This is a genomic window from Rhizobium sp. BK176 (assembly GCF_024808055.1).
In genome coordinates, this window is sequence record NZ_JANUBV010000001.1 from 1,561,316 (window position 1) to 1,577,174 (window position 15,859).

Sequence of the window (15,859 nt, forward strand, 5' to 3'; positions counted from 1 at the left end):
TCATGACCCGGAATATCAACATCGCAATGCACCAGATGAACTACACCACGGGTGCGTTCGAAGCGAACTTTCTCAAGACCAAGGCGAGTATCGAGCGCTCGCTCGACGCCGACATCCACGTGTTGCCCGAGTGCGCCGTCACGAACTACGCATCCGGCGACTACTTCCTCGACGCCCAGTACCAGGCCGCCACGGCCGCCTGGTGCGAACGCTACCGCCAGCTTTCGGCCGACCTCGACACGACGATCGTGGTGGGCACACCGCTTCGCGGCAAGGCGGTCAGCAACAAGATGGGCAACGGTCTCGTCGTGTATTCGAAGGGCGAGGAAGTCCATAGTTATCTCAAGACCCACCTCCCGAACTACGACGTGTTCGACGATGTCCGCTGGTTCGAAAGCCGTCTTGAACAGACGGGAACCGACAAAGAAATTAGGGTCCTCGAGTTCAAGATCGGAGACGACATCGTCAGGATCGGGTTCTGCATCTGCGAGGACATCTGGTTCACCGACGTCACCTCCGAACTCGCCGCGATGGGAGCCGAGATCATCGTCTCTATCAATTCCAGCCCTTACGCCATCGCAAAGGGCAATTTCCGTCGGATCGTCTTCAAGGACCGCGTTTCGGAAACGGGTTTGCCGCTTGTCTACGTGAACCAGGTGGGCGGCAACGACGACTTGGTTTGGGACGGTTGCTCGGCCGTCCTCGATCCCGACGGCACCCTCTACGAAATGGAGATGTGCAAGGAAGGCGTCGAGGTCGTCACGCTCGTCGATGCCGGCAAAGGCTTCCGCAACGTCGTCTCCAAGCCGACGCTGGTCCTCAGCGACCAGCAGGAACGCTACCTGATGGCGTGCGTCGGCATGCACGACTACATCAAGAAAAACTTCTTCACTGGAACGATCTTCGGTCTTTCTGGCGGAATGGACTCGTCGCTGATCGCGGCGATGACCGTGGATACGTTCGGCGAGGACATGGTCAACACCGCGATGATGCCGTCGCCTTACACCTCTGTCGGTTCCAACACCCGCGCGGAGCGCCTGTCGCGCGGCATGGGCAAGGGCTTCAAGGCCACGTTGATCCCGATTACCGAAGAATACGAGGCGGCGAAGGCCAGTTTCCGCCGCGCGTTCGGGCGCGACCCGGGCGGCCTCGCCGACGAGAACCTGCAAGCTCAAATCCGCGGCAACCATCTGTCGATGATCTCCAACGACGCCGGCGGCAAACTGGCGCTTATCGGAACCAGCAACAAGAGCGAAATCCTTATGGGATATGGCACCCTTTTCGGTGACCTCCGGGCCGGATGGGCCGGGCTGCTCGATCTCTATAAATCCATCGACGTCTTTCCTCTCGCAGAAATGCGTTTGGCGCACGCCATCGATCCCGACCCGATCTTCGACCATATCTGGCGTCAGACTTTCGGTCGCTCGCCTGCGGTCTGGACCGAGGATTGCCGTGCCGCCATGCGCGAAGTGATCGACGAGCCTCCGTCGGCGGAACTCAAGCCGGGTCAGAAGGACACCGACAGCCTCCCTCCATATCCGCGCCTCGACCGTGTCTTGTGGGAAATCGAGGACGCCAAAGTCAGTCAGACCGACGAACAGATCGCGGAACTCCTCGGCGAGCCTGTCGAGTTCGTCGCGATGATCCGCGCAAAACGCAGGAACCCCGAGTTCAAGCGCTTCCAGTCGGCACCGGGCGCGAAAATCCACCGCAAGTCGCCGACCAAAAAGGACCGCCGCATGCCGCTGACCTGCCACTTCGCCTGATCCTCCCAGTTGACCGGTATGGCGCGTCGTCGTCTCATGGACTAATCAAATGGAGAATCAAATGACTGCCGAACAGACATCGATCATCGCAACCCTTGGCGTAAGGCAGGAATTCGACGCCGCTGTCGAAGCCGACGCACGCACCGCCTTCCTTGTAAACTACATGCTCCGGTCCGGTGCGCGCGCATTGGTCCTGGGCATCAGCGGCGGCGTCGACTCGTTGACCGCCGGTCTTCTGGCACAACGCGCCGTGGAACACCTGAGGCGCGAGGGCCACCCAGCCGAGTTCATCGCGGTCCGTCTTCCTTACGGCGAACAGGCCGACGAGCATGACGCGCAGCTTTCGCTGGAAACCATCAAGCCCGACCGCATCGTCACCATCGACATCAAGCCCGCCGCCGACGCGATGATGAGCGCCGTCCAAGTCGAGGCTGCGGACCTCGTCAATGGTCCTCGCCACCACTTCCACCTCGGCAACATCAAGGCGCGCCAGCGCATGATCGCGCAGTACGCTCTCGCTGGCGCGGCCGGCGGTCTGGTCATCGGGACCGACCATGCGGCCGAAGCGCTGATGGGCTTCTACACGAAGTTCGGCGACGGCGCTGCCGACATCCTGCCGCTGTCCGGCCTCAACAAGCGCCGCGTCCGCGCCGTTGCGAAGCACCTCGGCGCTCCTGAATCGCTCGTCTTCAAGGTCCCGACGGCCGACCTCGAATCTGACGTTCCGCAGAAGCCCGACGAAGACGCCTACGGCGTCACCTACAACGAGATCGACGACTTCCTCGAGGGCAAGGAAATCAGCGCGGCCTCGGCGGAACGAATCCTCGCTGCCTATCGCGCCACGGGCCACAAGCGCGAACTTCCGATCGCCCCTTAATCTACGCTCCCAGCCGCCGCGCCAGTCACTTTCGCTCTGGCGCAGCGGCGTTTTGCACGCCAGTCGCGACAGCGCTCGACCACCGGCATGCAAAACGCCGCTTCAGGCTCTACGTCGAGACACCATTCATGACAAAGATTTCCCATGTCCGCGAGCTGATCCGCAGTTTCGGAATGAACGACAACCAGCGTTTCTTCTCCGTGGCGACCGCCATCGCATGCGACGCAAGGGCCGCAGGCAAGGAAACGGTCGCCTCGCAGGTCGAGGAAGCGGTGAAGTACGCGGAGGCCGAAATCCGCAAGACGAAGGGTAACTTCACGCCCATCGGGCTACCTATCACTCTATCCTCCGAACTTCAGGGTCTGGTGAGCGGCTCCGCCAGCGACATGCGCCTGACCGACCTGATCGTCGATGACAACCTGCAGGGCAAGATCGCCCGGTTCCTGCGCGAACACAGGGAGCGCGACCGTCTCAGGCGGGCAGGCCTGGAGGTGCGCCGCAAAGTCCTGATGTCCGGACCGCCCGGGACAGGCAAAGGCATGACCGCTGCCGTCATCGCCGGTGAACTCGGCCTGCCGCTTTACAAAATCCGCCTCGACGGCGTCATCAGCAAATTCCTCGGCGAAACCGGTGGCAAGTTGCGGCTTATCTTCGAGGCCATCAAGAAGTCGCCCGGCGTCTATTTCTTCGACGAGGTCGACGCTCTTGCCGCCAGCCGGAAATCCGACGACGTCGGCGAGGCCAGACGCATGCTGAATTCGCTCCTGGTCATGCTGGAAGAGGATCAGTCGGACAGCATCATCCTCGCAGCCACCAATCATCCAGGGTTGCTCGACGACGCGATTTTCCGCCGCTTCGACGCCGCCTTCCACTTTGGACTTCCGACCGATGACAACATCAGGCGCGTCATCCAGAGGTCGGTTGGGGGTTGCACCTTTTCCGAGGTCGACTGGGACAACGTGGTCGCCGCAGGCAACGGCCTTAGCCAGGCGGAACTGCTGATCGCGGTCGGCGATGCCGCGCGGACCGCCGTTCTCGATCATAATTGCGTCGTCTCCGAAGACCTTCTGCTTCATAGCCTCCGTGATCGCCAGGAAGCCGGAGCCTCGAAATTTTGACGGGCGAATGATGCCGTGGGAGCGTGAGGAGAAGAGATGTCGAGCGCAGACGAATTCGCCAAGGCACTGGCGCAAGGTTTCCTTTCCAACGGGGTGCGCGAACGCCTCGACGAGCTGAACCGCCCGTCCTACGCTATCGGAGACGGGACGGAAGTGGCACTCGATGATCACCTGCTGATCCCGGAGAGAGTGGGAGGACCAAGAGCAGGGCAGTGGGCTGTCGTGGTGAAGCTGAGCGCTGACGGATTAGGTGTCCGTTTCCAGCAAAAGGTCGGCCGAGTGACGCGTGAATTCTTCGTGTGGAACGAGCTAGCCGGAGCGCGGGCAACCGCGGCTCCTCGGGGCCGTAAGCGAAAGACGGTCACTCCACCGCGCGCTTAGAGCTTGCCTGCCGCCTTTCAGGGCTTCGGTGCATGATTGACCGCATTTCCCGACTCGTCGATCGGTTCTCCCCGAAGAATGGCTGAAACTATACGATCGGCGATGGACGGGTCTTCCGCGATCTTCCGGCCCGTGCCATTGATGGTGTAACGCTCGAGCGATCCTGGTTCTGAGACATGCGAGACCGCGACATGCTGGACGAGAGAGTCGACCATCTTCCGGCTCAGGCGCTCAATACCGAGCCAGCAGGTCCGCCCCTCGCAGACGATTTCCGCCTCGTCGTATTCGCCGGCCTTCTCGGCCTCGATCATGGTCTTCAACACTTCGATAGCGCGGCGGCTCAACATGTGACTTCATCCTTCAACCGGAAAGTTCCGTAAATGCCTTCCGAATCCGTGTCCTTGTAGGCAAACCAGAAGACGACGACTGGCTCGTCATCGGAAACCTCGATCTCGAGATCGACCCCGCCCCAGTGCCATTCGACCTGGACGTCCCCGGAATCGCCAGGAACGATCGACGGGTAACGGCCGGTGGGAGCGAGGAAGGCGGCAAGCATGGCGTGGACGCGCTCCGCCGTCTTCGCCGACACGGCCCGTCCCCGATATCCGTCCCAGCCATCCGGAAGGGAACAGAGTTCGTCGAGGCGGCGTGCGACACCCGCGCGCTGCGGGTATTCCTCCGCGCCCCTGACAGCGAACTCGTACGGTCGCGGGTCGAAACCGATCACTCCCGCTATATGATCCCAATGCTTGCTCATCCACCTGACTCCAGACCTCGTCCGATGATCGCGGAGGCCGATGTCATGGTCAACGCGGTCTTCAACCCGCGCCTTCCTTGAGCGGAAACTGGAAGAGGCGCTCGAACGGCAGGATCACATGGATTTCGTTGCCGACGACTTCCGTTTTGTATCGGTAGATCATGATCTTCGAGGTGAAATATCTGCTGCCCTCGATCGAGTTCATGTGGACGCTGTGACCGTCTTCCATCAAGGCGACGATGCTCCGCTCGCGGTCCACCGAGATCACGTAAAGGTCGGTTGCGGAAACGCCTTCGCGCAAGACCTTGCGGCCGGGCTTGAGAACCTCCTCGATGTCGTGGAACCATGCATTGAAGGTTCTACCGTATTCGTTTCGGCGCACTACAGGGTCGAGGGCTACGAGTTTCGACCAGTTGGACATCAGGCCTTCTCCTCTTCGACGGTCCGCACGTCTCGCAGCATGTTGCTCTTTCGAGCAGGCAGGGTCATGACGGGATCGCTTTCCACCCACACACCGTCATCGCTGTCCACGATCGAAAGCAACAGGAAGTGGGAGGGAACGGATTTCGAACGGACGCGGACCCCGGCGATCCTGAGCACGAGAAGGCCATCGCCCTGACGAAGACGCTCGAGGACGATGCGTCCTTTCGAAATTTCGGGACACACGAGTTCTGCTCCGGGAGACAGGACCGTCTCCTCGCTTTCGACGATGTCGTCGCCGACCTTGCGCTTGAGCTGTACCTTCACGGGCTTTCTCCTTGAACGATGTCGCCGTACGGCCAATCCTGATGTCGGTTCTTGGGAAGGTTCGCGCGCACCCAACGGAGAGCCTGCTCGCGGGCCGCGAGTTTGTCCTTTCCCTCCTCGCGGAGACGCCGATACGCCGACTTGTAGTCGCGGACGATCCGCGCCATCAACGGGTCCTTGACCAGCTCGACGCTGTCGTGGCCCCTGAACACCATACCGTAGGTCTCCGGCGAGCCGTCGTAGGCGGCATGGCCGATCCAGCGGCGCAGGCCGAACCATACCGGATACAGCCCCGGCACGTATTTCCAGAAGTCACAGAACATCACGACGGAAACGAAGACGCTGAGGAAGCCCCCGATACCCGCGCAAATCTTGACAGCGTCCATGGCCAACTCCGTTACGCGTACCGAAACCAATGTCTCGCCAGACATGTATTCACTTCGCTGCGGATTGTCAACACTGAGGAGTTATTGAAAGACGTCAGCACAATGCGGGGTCAGCAAATAATCCCACTTGAGGTCTTCAATTATGTTGACAACAGTCTTCCATCCAAATACAAGACGGCGAACGAAACGCAACGAGGTCTGGAATGACGGTACATAGCTTCCCAAACAAGCCGATCCGCAACCCGGCCCGTGAGCTGGGCATCTCCGACGTTCCGATGCCTCCGCGGTTTGCCGCGCGCGACATGCAGAATGCTTACAGCCGCTTCGTCGCCGCCGTCGCCGTCGACCAAAGCGCCTCTCTGATGCCGCCGGAAATCGCGCGCCAGGCAATGGCCGACCGCGCGCGTCACCCCGATTGCGTACGCTTCGCCGATGTCGAAGGCATGCAGCTTATCGACAAAGACGACCTCAACAAATTCATCCACTACGTCACGGGACACCCACTGGCTTGGGTCCTTTCGTGGCAATTGCACTCCTTTGCGGAATCCATCGGGGGCTTCTCGGTCGACCGCGCCCAGGCAAACGCGGCTTTCGCCGAACATGTACGCACCGCGGCCGCGGCTTTCGAAGCCGGCTTCAACCGCGAACTCTAAGAACGAACCAGAAGGAACACACCCATGAACCAGATCGTCGCCATCACCGGTAGCCGCCTGCAGAAGGCCATCGACAAAATCAAGGACCTCAATCTCACTCTGACGGTTCCGGAAGCCCAGCCCATCGCCAAGATCATCGAGCGTATCGAAGACGTCGATCAGGCGAAGGCCGTCGTCATCGCCCGCACGCTTTCCACGATGCAGGCGTTCGACGATCTCGTGTCCGAAAAGCTCGAAGGTTCGAACTACAGCGACCGTTTCAACGCCGTCACCGTCGGCTTCAACTCGATCATCGAAGACTCCACCCGCCAGGTCCAGCAGGAAGAAAAGGGCGGCGCTGGCTTCGTCGACCGCGTCGGCAACGTCTACATGAAATTGAGCCGAGGCGACGTGGCTGACCGCTTCAAGAAAATCGACAAAATCTACCGCGATGTCATCACCGAATCCGGCAAGACCCTCGACATCCAGCGCGGCATCCTCGATGCCTACGTCGACGCCCGTGCGGCCCTCAAGGAAGGCGAGATTGCCGCCAGCGAAATGTTCGAGGCGATCAAGGTCCAGGCTGATGCCGCCAAGGCCAAGGTCGAGGAAATGAGCGCGAAGGTCGAGGCAGCGCCAGCCGACATGTCGGCTTCCGACCGCGGACGCCTCGAACTCGAGCGCGACGACGCCGTCAACGAAGCGCGCCGCCAGGACAACCGCTACCAGATCGCCAAGGACCTCGCCGAAATGCTGACCGTGGCCTACAGTGTCACGGAAACGATCTTCGGCCGCTACAACCAGGCCCACATGGTCCTCGACCGCCTGCATCAGAAGGCCGTGATCTTCTTCGACACGCAGCGTCCGGTCATGACCGCGATGAAGGCCACCTTCACGGGCCTCATGTTCGTCAACGAGATGAGCAAGACGCAGACCGCCATGCAGGACGGCGTCAACAAGAGCCTCGAAACGCTCGCCACGCTCGGCGGAACCGTCCTCAAGGAAGGCGCTCGTGTCGCCCACGGTCCGGCGATCCGCGCTTCCTCGGTGAAGATGCTGGTCGACGCCACCGTCAGCTTCCAGCAGGAAGTCGATGTCATCGTCCGCGAAAGCCGCGACCTCGCGACCGTCGAAGCAGCCACGATCCGCAAGGACGTCGAGGACGGCAAGCAGCGCGTCGCCCGCTTCGTCGCTCTGGCCGCCTAAGGTAGGGTATACACCATGGCAAACGTCCAAGAACTGGACCGGCCGGAGAGCATGTCGCTCTCCGACACCCTGCTCGCGATGGACATCGCGGACACGATCCGCCGTGACGACCGCATGCGGGAATTCGAAGTCACCGACGGCGACCGTCGTCGTGCCGCCATCGAACGCCTGCGCAAGGCCTACGAGGCGCAGGGCGATGTCGTCTCCGACAGCGTCCTCGAGCGCGCGATCGTCAAGCTCGACGAGGATCGCTTCGTCCACAAGACCATGGGTCGCGGCCCGCGCCTCGCCTTCTGGACGGCGTTCGTCCGACGCGGGCGTTATTATCGCAATACCGCCGCCGCGGCTCTCGTCGTCGGTGTCGCATACGGCGGCTGGACCTTCGGCTACGACCAGCTGGTCGTCAAGCCCCGGCTCGAAGCCGAGCGGCGTCTTGCAATTCAGATCGAGCAAGTCATTCCGCGCAATCTCGCGTCGACCGTCGAATACGCAGCCGGGTTCGCGCGCCGTCTCGGCGACGATGCCGCAATGGACCGGATCGACTCGCAGCGCAAGAGCGTCGAAGCGGCGCTTGCCGCCCGCGACGCCGAGGAAGCCGAACGGGGCATTCTCACGATCCGGGCCGTCGGTCAGGAACTCAAGCACCGCGAGGACGGGGTCCGTCTGGTCGCCGAGGCCGACGACCTCACCGAAGGCGCGATCTCGAAAACCACGGATGCCGATGCCCGCGCGACCCTGGTGGACCTTGCGTCACAGATGCGCGACGCCGCCCTGCGTGGCGACCAGAACGCCTATACGAAGGCGGCAGACCGGTTCAAGTCCTTTGCGGGCTATATCCTGACGCCATACAAGCTCGTGATCGTCGACCGCACAGGTACTCCTGCCGGGGTAAGGCTCAAGGACAACGAAACCGGCGCGATGACGTGGTATCAGATCGTGGAAGCGGTCTCCCCATCAGGGACGGTGTATCCGCTTGAAATCAAGGACCGCGAGACCGGAAAGACCAAGACGGTGACGGTATGGGGCATCCGCATCTCGGAAGCGGTCTACCTCAAAGGCAAGGCGGACAAGCAGTCCGACGGAGTGCTTGACAACAACATCGCGGGTTCCAAGCCGGCGGGAACGATGAAAATCAACTGGAACTTCGAAACCGACGGCCAGACAATCAACGAGTGGCCGGCACCGGGGCAGGTAGGACGTAGACGATGACGAGCGGCACACAGACACTCAATTCCTTCGCCGACACGCGCGCGGTTCTCGAACGGCAGGCACGCGCCCACGCCGACGCGATCCACACGCACGAGCGCCGGATGCAGACCATCGTGCAGGCGCAGGGCGAACTCTGGAAACGCATGGCGGCGATCCATATCAACGCCAACCTCGAACTTCCCGCCGGCGTTCGCAAGTCCATGGACGGCCGCCACGACAAGATCGAGGTCAAGAAGACCGAGGTCGAACGGATCAAGACCAATCTCTCCTCGCTGAAGCGCATGCGCGCGGCGACCGCCGAGCAGCGCGCCAACCTCGCGCAGGGCCTCGAACGCGACCATGCCGTGATCAAGAACCGGTTCGAAGCCGATCCGCGAATCGTCGACCTGCGTCGTCGCCTCGCGAGCCTCACGCACGCTTTGTCCGAATACGACGACAAGAAGCAGCGAGCGGCCGCCGAACTCGCCGAGAAGCGCGGTGCCTACGAAAACGACGAACTCTTCTGCTACCTGCGCCGTCGCGGCTATGGCACGTCCACATACTCGGCCTGGTTTCCGCTGACCCGCCTCCTCGAAGGCGCGCTGGCGAGGGCCACGAACTTCTTCGAAGAGCGCAACAACTACGATCTTCTCGTCGCTGTCCCAGACTGGGCCGAAGAGCGTATCACCGCTCTGACGCCAAGCCGCGAACAGGCGGACAAGGAGTTCGCGGCGATCGAAACCGAGTTCTTCGGCGAGCTTTCCGACCAGAAGAAGGCGCTCGCGGCCAAGGACGAGGAACTGCACGAGATCGACCGTTCCATCGACGGCGAGAACAACGCCATTGCCGTGGCCAACAAGTTCCTGAGCGACGCGGCCTTGGCCGAGGATTCCGAACTCAAGCGTATCGTCGCCGATTTCTCGGCGATCCTGTCCAAGAAGGGGTTCTACGACCTCAAGCGTCTCGCGGCGGAAACGAAAGACCCCGAGGACGACCAGATCGTCGCGAAGCTGCAAGAACTGATGGAAGAACTCGCGACGCTCACCAAGTCCGTGGAAGCGGAGAAGACCGAGCTTTTCGTCCTCGAACGCAAGGTCAAGTCGTTCGAACAGGTCGAAAGCCACCTTCGCTCGAACGGCTGGAACGGTCGCGACCACACTTTCAACGGTGTCAATTCCGACACGCTGTCGAACCAGCTGTCCACAGACGCTTTCAGCGCCGCCGTCGTCATCGCGATGCTGACCAACGCCCACGAGGAGCCACGACGCCACGATTACGGCAGTTCCTACGGGAATTCCGGCGGAAGCTCCGGCTACGGCGGCTCCAGCACGTCCGACTACGGTAGCCGTAGCGACGACAGTCCGACGTATTCCACTTCGGACAGCTACGGCGGTGGAGACAGCGGTTATACGACATCGGACAGCTACTAACCGACATCCGTCCACGCTCCAATGCCGGCATCCGCGGGGACTTGAGGTTCCCGCGGATGCTTCGTTTTTGACGTCTTCTAAATAATTCAATTTTTACCCAATTCGTCTTTGATTTTTTCCACCAAAAATACAGGAACTCGTTGCGAAATTAACTTTTGGGTAAGAACTGCTCTTTAAAGAACTCGATGCAATCGCATGCGCATGGAGAGTGACATGGACTTCCCGACATCAGCCGTACGTGACCCGTCCGCTCTCGTGCTTGCGCTTCTCTTCGCAACAGTCGGCAGCTACCTGACGATCGACTTCGTCTCGCGCGTCCATCGCATCGGACGTTCAAGGCTCAACTGGCTGTTCCTCATCTCCATCATCTGCGGCACGTCTTGCTGGTCGACGTTGGTTCTCGTCGTCCTCGCACGTGGCGCGTCGTTCGTCCCCGAGACGCTGTTCGGCTCTCTCCTTGGATCGCTGGCTTTTTCGACCCTCGGCTTCATCATCGCGTTGCGCCGCGCAAGCAACGTCAGCGGCGAGATCGGCGGCGCGCTGATCGGCCTCGGCAATATCGCCTCCCTGAACGTGATCCTGGAAGCGGCAGGCCGCAGGATCGAGCTTCCCGATGGCGTCGATCTGGTCACGGGCGGTTACATCGCGAGCGCATGCCTGAGCGCATGCGCGTTCTCTGTCGCGGTTCGCACCGACCGTCGCTCGACACGCGCCGTCGGCTCCATTCTCCTGATCGGCTCTCTCGCCGCTCTCGTCTTCATGTCGTTGCCCGATCAGGTCGCGACCCCCGAATTCGTCGGAGCGGGGCGCACCATCATCCTGACGTCGGTAGTCGTCATCATGAGCGCCATCCTCGGTACGGCGCTCGCTACCTACAACATCGAACACCATAGCCGGTTGGACGCCATCGACACGCTGCGCAACTACGCCGCCATCGACAGCCTGACCGGTCTCAGCAACCGCGACGCGCTGAAGCGCCATATCTCCGACCTTGTCGACACGACGGACAGGGCCACCGCCAAGTTCACCGTGCTGGCTTTCAATCTCAATCGTTTCCGTCTGGTCAACGACGTTCACGGCAGCGAGGCAGGCGACCATATCCTCAAGACCGTCGCTGGCCGTCTGCAAGCGGCGCTCGGTCCGAGCGAGTTCGTTGCGCGCGTGAGCGGCGACGAGTTCTACGCCGTCAAATCCGGCATCCACCGCAAGGCTGACGCCGTCGCCTTCGCGACAAAGCTGCTGGAGATCGTCCGCGAACCGATCCAGTGGAAAAACTCGAAGCTCGACATTACCGCCCGTATCGGTGGCGCTCTGTTTCCGAACAACGCCGAAAGCGTTGACGAACTGATCGGACAGGCCGACATCGCCATGTGCAGGGCGCAGACGACCACCGACGACGAGGTTGTCTTCTTCGATCCGAGCGTCGACAAGGCCAAGCGCGACCTGAACGCCCTCTCTATCGACCTTCGCAAGGCGATCGACGACAAGGAATTCAAAATCTACTTCCAGCCGCAGCATTCGGCGACGACCAGGCAGCTGATCGGCTTCGAAGCCCTGATCCGTTGGCACCATCCCGTCCGTGGCATGGTCTCGCCGGCCGACTTCATTCCGCTGGCCGAAAAGACGGGCATGATCCACGAGATCGGCGCGTGGGTGATCCGCGAGACATGCCTCCAGGCCGCCCGTTGGGACGAATCCGTCAAAGTCGCCGTGAACGTTTCGGCTAACCAGATCATGCGCAACGACCTGCCGGAGATCGTCTACGACGCGATTACCCGGTCGGGGATCGACCCCAAGCGCCTCGAACTGGAAATCACCGAATCCGGTATCGTCGCCGACGAAAGGCATGCGCTCGCCATCCTCAACCGGATCAAGGCGCTTGGCTGCTCCATCGCCATGGACGACTTCGGAACCGGGTTCTCGTCGCTCTCGACCTTCAAGAAGTTCCCCTTTGACAAGATCAAGATCGACCGGGCCTTCATCAGCGATCTGGCGACCAACAAGCAGTCGAACGCCATCGTCAACGCGACGGTCGGCGTCGGCCGCCCGCTGAACATCAAGGTCTTGGCAGAAGGGGTCGAGGATCAGGAGCAACTGGCCATCCTGACGGAACTGGGTTGCGACGAGGTGCAGGGCTACTACTTCGGCCGTCCGGTCCCCGTGCACGAGGCCGACAACCTGCTGCGCGCCGCCCGTCTGGCCCAACAGGCGGGTGCCACGAGCAACGTGGTGGAATTCAAGGCCAGCAATCGTTAATCGGCTGGCCTGATCGGCCCCGCTTCTTCAGCCCCGTGGAGCTGGCGAGGCTGGCTCCAGTTCGGCCTCCTTGCCGAAGCCGACGGCCAGATGGTCGAGAAACGTCTGATCCTCGAGAAAAGAGGCGTCCGTGACCCAGAATGACGTTTCGGAGCCGTACCCCGTCTTGAACAACGGGTGGTCGCGCTGCGCGTCGACGAAGGACGATGCATCGACAAATCCCGGCCACGTCCTGACGAAAACTTCGCCAGCCTCGTTCATGCGCATGTCGAGCACAGTGCCACCTGTGGCCTTGGCAATCCTCATCGTCGCGACCCGTTCCATGTGGAAGTCAGCCATCTTGACCGCAAGGCCCAGATCGTCGGCCATTCCCGACACCGCACCGCCAGCCTCTGTCAAACGCGCGAGCGTGGCCGAGGCTCCGTCATAGCGAAGGCGGACATGGTTTTCCGGGAGCTGCGGAGTTTTGCGGCACGACGCGTAGTCGACCTTCCGTTCCGGGGCGGGAACCCGCCGCGCAATCCCTGCCTTCTCGTAGCGGGTAAAGAGCGCTTCAGGGTTTGGACCCGGGCCGTACGAGCTTTCGAGCAGCGGCTTCGGATGCCACAGGTCGATCTCGCTCAGCTTCCCGTCGGCACCCATGAGAAAATTCCCACCGACCAACAGGTGGAACACGTCTCCCGGCTTCGAGTTGCGGCCGACGTATATGTTGTCGAAGGCCTGCAGGCGGCCGATGCTGACGTTGGAAAGGCTGATGCCTACTTTTTCGAAGTAGAAGATCGGGTCGACGGTTTCGAAGTAGTGATTGTGCACGCTGAGAACTCCACTGATGGGGAGAAGCCTAGCGCGTCGGCGCGCATGCGAGAAATGCGGCAGATGCCGCCAGTTCTTGGTAGCCGCTTCAAGGGAATCCTCGCAGACATTGCCGTCGCCTTCCTCTGCGGGTTCAACCGTCGGCCTCCGGTGATCGTCCTCGTCGACCGCAGGCTAGGCCTTTGCGGCCCGCTCAAGACAGTCACGGATTACGCCGCAGGCATCCCCGACCTGGCCGATGCCGTCACGGACGCCGTCCCAGCTCGGCGACCTGCGCCTGGACGCTGAACGGCTTTAGAGCGGCCGCGACCTCTCCTTCAGGCTTGGCAAGGCCCTTCAGCGTCTGGGCGTACTTCACCGACGGCCTGTAATTGTGGGTGATGCCGTGTCCGCCCGCGTTCGCCTCGCGGATAGCCTCGACGACCCAGACCGGGAAATGGCAAAGGCCATGCGTGCTATGGTCGATCGAGGCCGAACACAGTTCGACGTCGCGATATTCGAGCGGCACCCAGCTCATCATGCCCGCGTCGCGCCGTACGATATCCAGGTAGGTTTGACGCGGCAGCGGGATGTCGATGTCGATCAGGGATGCGGCGCTCTGCTCGAGCGCTCCTTGCACGAGTTGCTCGACCACGCGGTCGATCGGTTCTCCAGCCAAGTCGAAGTCGCCGTCGCGCACCATCCTGACCAGGGCCTTCAAGGCTCCCCTGCGCTTGCGCACGATGCGCTTCGTCATGTCGAGAGTGCGGTACCGCGCAGGTAGTCCGGCGAGGTTCTTGCCGTTGTTGCCCCCGTAGACGTCCGCGACGTCGTCGTCGGTGAGCAACGCGGTCGTCGCCGGATCGTTGCGGCTGCTCTCGTCAGCCTTCGCGAGGGAAAGCGCGACCGGGCGCGTGACCAGCCTCGCGGGGATACGCGCGCGAAGGCCCTCCTTTGCGAAGATTAGGGCGATGTCTTCGTTCATCACTTCTTCCGGCAACACGCCCCACGGCCCGAGCGGTTCGCGGCGCTTCAGGCAGGCGGTGTCGTAGCCCGCCACCTTCTTCGCCCAAGACTTCCAGAATTGGCTGGAAAGTTCTCCCGCGGGAGCCGAGAAGATGGCGGCGTGCAGGGGGCGCACCTTCTCGATGTCGAACGGCCCCTTGACGCCTTTCTGCAGGAACATTTCACGGAACTGCGGCGGCATGTCCGGAACCAGCCGAAGCGCATGGGCCATGGAGGCCTCTTCGTAGTCTACGAGCAGCCTTTCTCCCGACGGCGTGCGGATCAGCGCCAGCGGCTTGTGGCGGTCGTTGAAGTCGTAGACCTCGCCTGCGTCCAACCGCAGCGCCCAGGACGAGAGATCGGATTTCGGCACCTCCATGGTCCAGCCGTCGCGTTCCGACTGCATGTGGAGGCTTTCCATCCCCGCCTTTCGCAAACGGGCCACGAGCTCCTCGACTTCGGTCGAGAAAAACTCGGAAGGCAACTGCAAAATCTTCTGATGGAAGTACCTGAACTCCCTGTGGGGATCGTCGAATCTCGCGACTTCCGGCGAAAACACCCCTACGTCCTCGCGGATCAGTGGAATGAAAGACGGCGGAAGCGTCTTGAAGAACGCGCTCATGTTCACGCGTCGGTCCGTTGCGTCGCAGAGCGATACGGTACCGATGTGCAGCTGGTGCTTCACCCCTTCAGGCGAGACGAAGACGCGAAGCGGACCCTGCTTGGCGTAGGAATGGTACATGTTTCCGGATTTCTCCGTCGTGCACCAACGCGTACCCAGACCCCACCACTGGGCTGCGAAGGCGGACCCGAGCTTGGCCATCGTCCAACCGTCTGCGGTGAAGACGTCGGAATCGAGATACGCGCGGTTGCGGTCGGACCGCTTCGACGCCTTTCCGGAGAGCTCGGATGCGTCGATGAGGCCGGCTTCGGTCAAGACCTGCCAGACGTCGCGCTCGCTGCCATAGCCACCGATATCGCGCCGCTCTACCGGCAGGCGACGCTTGTTCGAATGGAAGACGGTCAGCGTATCCCGGATACGCTCGACGTCCTCGACGAGGAATTCCCTGTTGGCGTAGCACCGGAAGACGAACTCGGCATAGAGCTTCTTCGGGGTCGGATCGGCATCGAGCAGGACATCGAAAATCTTCGCCGCGTCGGCCACCGAATGGTCGTTGCGTGTGGCGAAGATCATCTTCTCGTTGGACCACTTCTTTTTCAGGAATTCGATGCGCTTCATTGCCGTCTCCGGGATTTCGGGGTCTTTCATAAAAGAGGACCCGGGAGAAGCGATGGCCTCGCCCGGGTCGTCTGCGTT

17 protein-coding genes are annotated in these 15,859 nt (G+C 61.6%); 10 read left to right on the forward strand and 7 right to left on the reverse strand.

The features are described 5' to 3' along the window. Nucleotides 1–2 precede the first annotated feature (2 nt). The 4 genes from nadE (FHT76_RS08465) (at nucleotide 3) to FHT76_RS08480 (ending at nucleotide 4,142) form a co-directional block, all read left to right on the forward strand. On the forward strand, nucleotides 3–1,766 hold the full coding sequence (nadE, locus tag FHT76_RS08465; RefSeq protein WP_259185383.1) for an NAD(+) synthase: 1,764 nt from the start codon (nucleotides 3–5) through the stop codon (nucleotides 1,764–1,766). A 61-nt stretch (nucleotides 1,767–1,827) separates the two neighbouring features. After that, nucleotides 1,828–2,643, forward strand: coding sequence for an ammonia-dependent NAD(+) synthetase (gene nadE, locus FHT76_RS08470; RefSeq protein ID WP_259185384.1), 816 nt, complete (start codon nucleotides 1,828–1,830; stop codon nucleotides 2,641–2,643). A gap of 128 nt (nucleotides 2,644–2,771) precedes the next feature. Then, nucleotides 2,772–3,761 carry an AAA family ATPase gene (locus FHT76_RS08475; RefSeq protein ID WP_259185385.1) on the forward strand — a complete coding sequence of 330 codons (990 nt, stop codon included), beginning with the start codon at nucleotides 2,772–2,774 and terminating at the stop codon, nucleotides 3,759–3,761. 36 nt (nucleotides 3,762–3,797) lie between these two features. After that, a complete protein-coding gene (locus FHT76_RS08480) occupies nucleotides 3,798–4,142 on the forward strand; it encodes a hypothetical protein (protein WP_259185386.1) in 345 nt (114 codons plus the stop codon). Nucleotides 4,143–4,159: 17 nt separating this feature from the next. Here the strand turns inward: FHT76_RS08480 and FHT76_RS08485 are convergent, their stop codons facing one another. From FHT76_RS08485 to FHT76_RS08505, 5 genes are all read right to left on the reverse strand, one after another. Further along, the gene (locus FHT76_RS08485; protein WP_259185387.1) at nucleotides 4,160–4,489 is read right to left on the reverse strand and encodes a hypothetical protein; all 330 of its coding nucleotides are present in this window, start codon (nucleotides 4,487–4,489) and stop codon (nucleotides 4,160–4,162) included. Next, entirely contained in the window at nucleotides 4,483–4,899 is a 417-nt protein-coding gene (locus tag FHT76_RS08490; RefSeq protein WP_259185388.1) for a hypothetical protein, read from the reverse strand. The genes FHT76_RS08485 and FHT76_RS08490 overlap by 7 nt, the downstream gene beginning before the upstream one ends. 61 nt (nucleotides 4,900–4,960) lie before the next feature. Continuing rightward, nucleotides 4,961–5,320 carry a hypothetical protein gene (locus FHT76_RS08495; protein WP_259185389.1) on the reverse strand — a complete coding sequence of 120 codons (360 nt, stop codon included), beginning with the start codon at nucleotides 5,318–5,320 and terminating at the stop codon, nucleotides 4,961–4,963. After that, the gene (locus FHT76_RS08500; protein WP_259185390.1) at nucleotides 5,320–5,646 is read right to left on the reverse strand and encodes a hypothetical protein; all 327 of its coding nucleotides are present in this window, start codon (nucleotides 5,644–5,646) and stop codon (nucleotides 5,320–5,322) included. The genes FHT76_RS08495 and FHT76_RS08500 overlap by 1 nt, the downstream gene beginning before the upstream one ends. Next, the gene (locus FHT76_RS08505; RefSeq protein ID WP_259185391.1) at nucleotides 5,643–6,032 is read right to left on the reverse strand and encodes a hypothetical protein; all 390 of its coding nucleotides are present in this window, start codon (nucleotides 6,030–6,032) and stop codon (nucleotides 5,643–5,645) included. The genes FHT76_RS08500 and FHT76_RS08505 overlap by 4 nt, the downstream gene beginning before the upstream one ends. 203 nt (nucleotides 6,033–6,235) lie before the next feature. On the opposite strand from FHT76_RS08505, the gene FHT76_RS08510 reads away from it, so the two are divergent. The 5 genes from FHT76_RS08510 (at nucleotide 6,236) to FHT76_RS08530 (ending at nucleotide 12,744) form a co-directional block, all read left to right on the forward strand. Further along, the gene (locus FHT76_RS08510; RefSeq protein WP_259185393.1) at nucleotides 6,236–6,685 is read left to right on the forward strand and encodes a hypothetical protein; all 450 of its coding nucleotides are present in this window, start codon (nucleotides 6,236–6,238) and stop codon (nucleotides 6,683–6,685) included. Between the two features lie 24 nt (nucleotides 6,686–6,709). After that, nucleotides 6,710–7,870, forward strand: coding sequence for a cell surface protein (locus FHT76_RS08515; protein WP_259185394.1), 1,161 nt, complete (start codon nucleotides 6,710–6,712; stop codon nucleotides 7,868–7,870). Nucleotides 7,871–7,885: 15 nt separating this feature from the next. Next, nucleotides 7,886–9,079: a DUF6384 family protein gene (locus FHT76_RS08520; protein WP_259185395.1), complete on the forward strand. Its 1,194-nt coding sequence runs from the start codon at nucleotides 7,886–7,888 to the stop codon at nucleotides 9,077–9,079. Next, nucleotides 9,076–10,488: a hypothetical protein gene (locus FHT76_RS08525; protein ID WP_259185396.1), complete on the forward strand. Its 1,413-nt coding sequence runs from the start codon at nucleotides 9,076–9,078 to the stop codon at nucleotides 10,486–10,488. The genes FHT76_RS08520 and FHT76_RS08525 overlap by 4 nt, the downstream gene beginning before the upstream one ends. Before the next feature lie 213 nt (nucleotides 10,489–10,701). Next, a complete protein-coding gene (locus FHT76_RS08530; protein ID WP_259185397.1) occupies nucleotides 10,702–12,744 on the forward strand; it encodes a bifunctional diguanylate cyclase/phosphodiesterase in 2,043 nt (680 codons plus the stop codon). A gap of 27 nt (nucleotides 12,745–12,771) precedes the next feature. On the opposite strand, the gene FHT76_RS08535 is transcribed toward FHT76_RS08530, so the two are convergent. Beyond that, a complete protein-coding gene (locus FHT76_RS08535; protein ID WP_259185398.1) occupies nucleotides 12,772–13,557 on the reverse strand; it encodes a hypothetical protein in 786 nt (261 codons plus the stop codon). A gap of 63 nt (nucleotides 13,558–13,620) precedes the next feature. On the opposite strand from FHT76_RS08535, the gene FHT76_RS08540 reads away from it, so the two are divergent. Continuing rightward, nucleotides 13,621–13,845, forward strand: coding sequence for a hypothetical protein (locus FHT76_RS08540; protein ID WP_259185399.1), 225 nt, complete (start codon nucleotides 13,621–13,623; stop codon nucleotides 13,843–13,845). Here FHT76_RS08540 and FHT76_RS08545 read toward each other — a convergent pair. Then, nucleotides 13,802–15,781 (reverse strand): hypothetical protein, encoded by a 1,980-nt coding sequence (locus FHT76_RS08545; RefSeq protein ID WP_259185400.1) that lies wholly within the window; start codon nucleotides 15,779–15,781, stop codon nucleotides 13,802–13,804. The genes FHT76_RS08540 and FHT76_RS08545 overlap by 44 nt on opposite strands. Nucleotides 15,782–15,859: the final 78 nt, after the last annotated feature.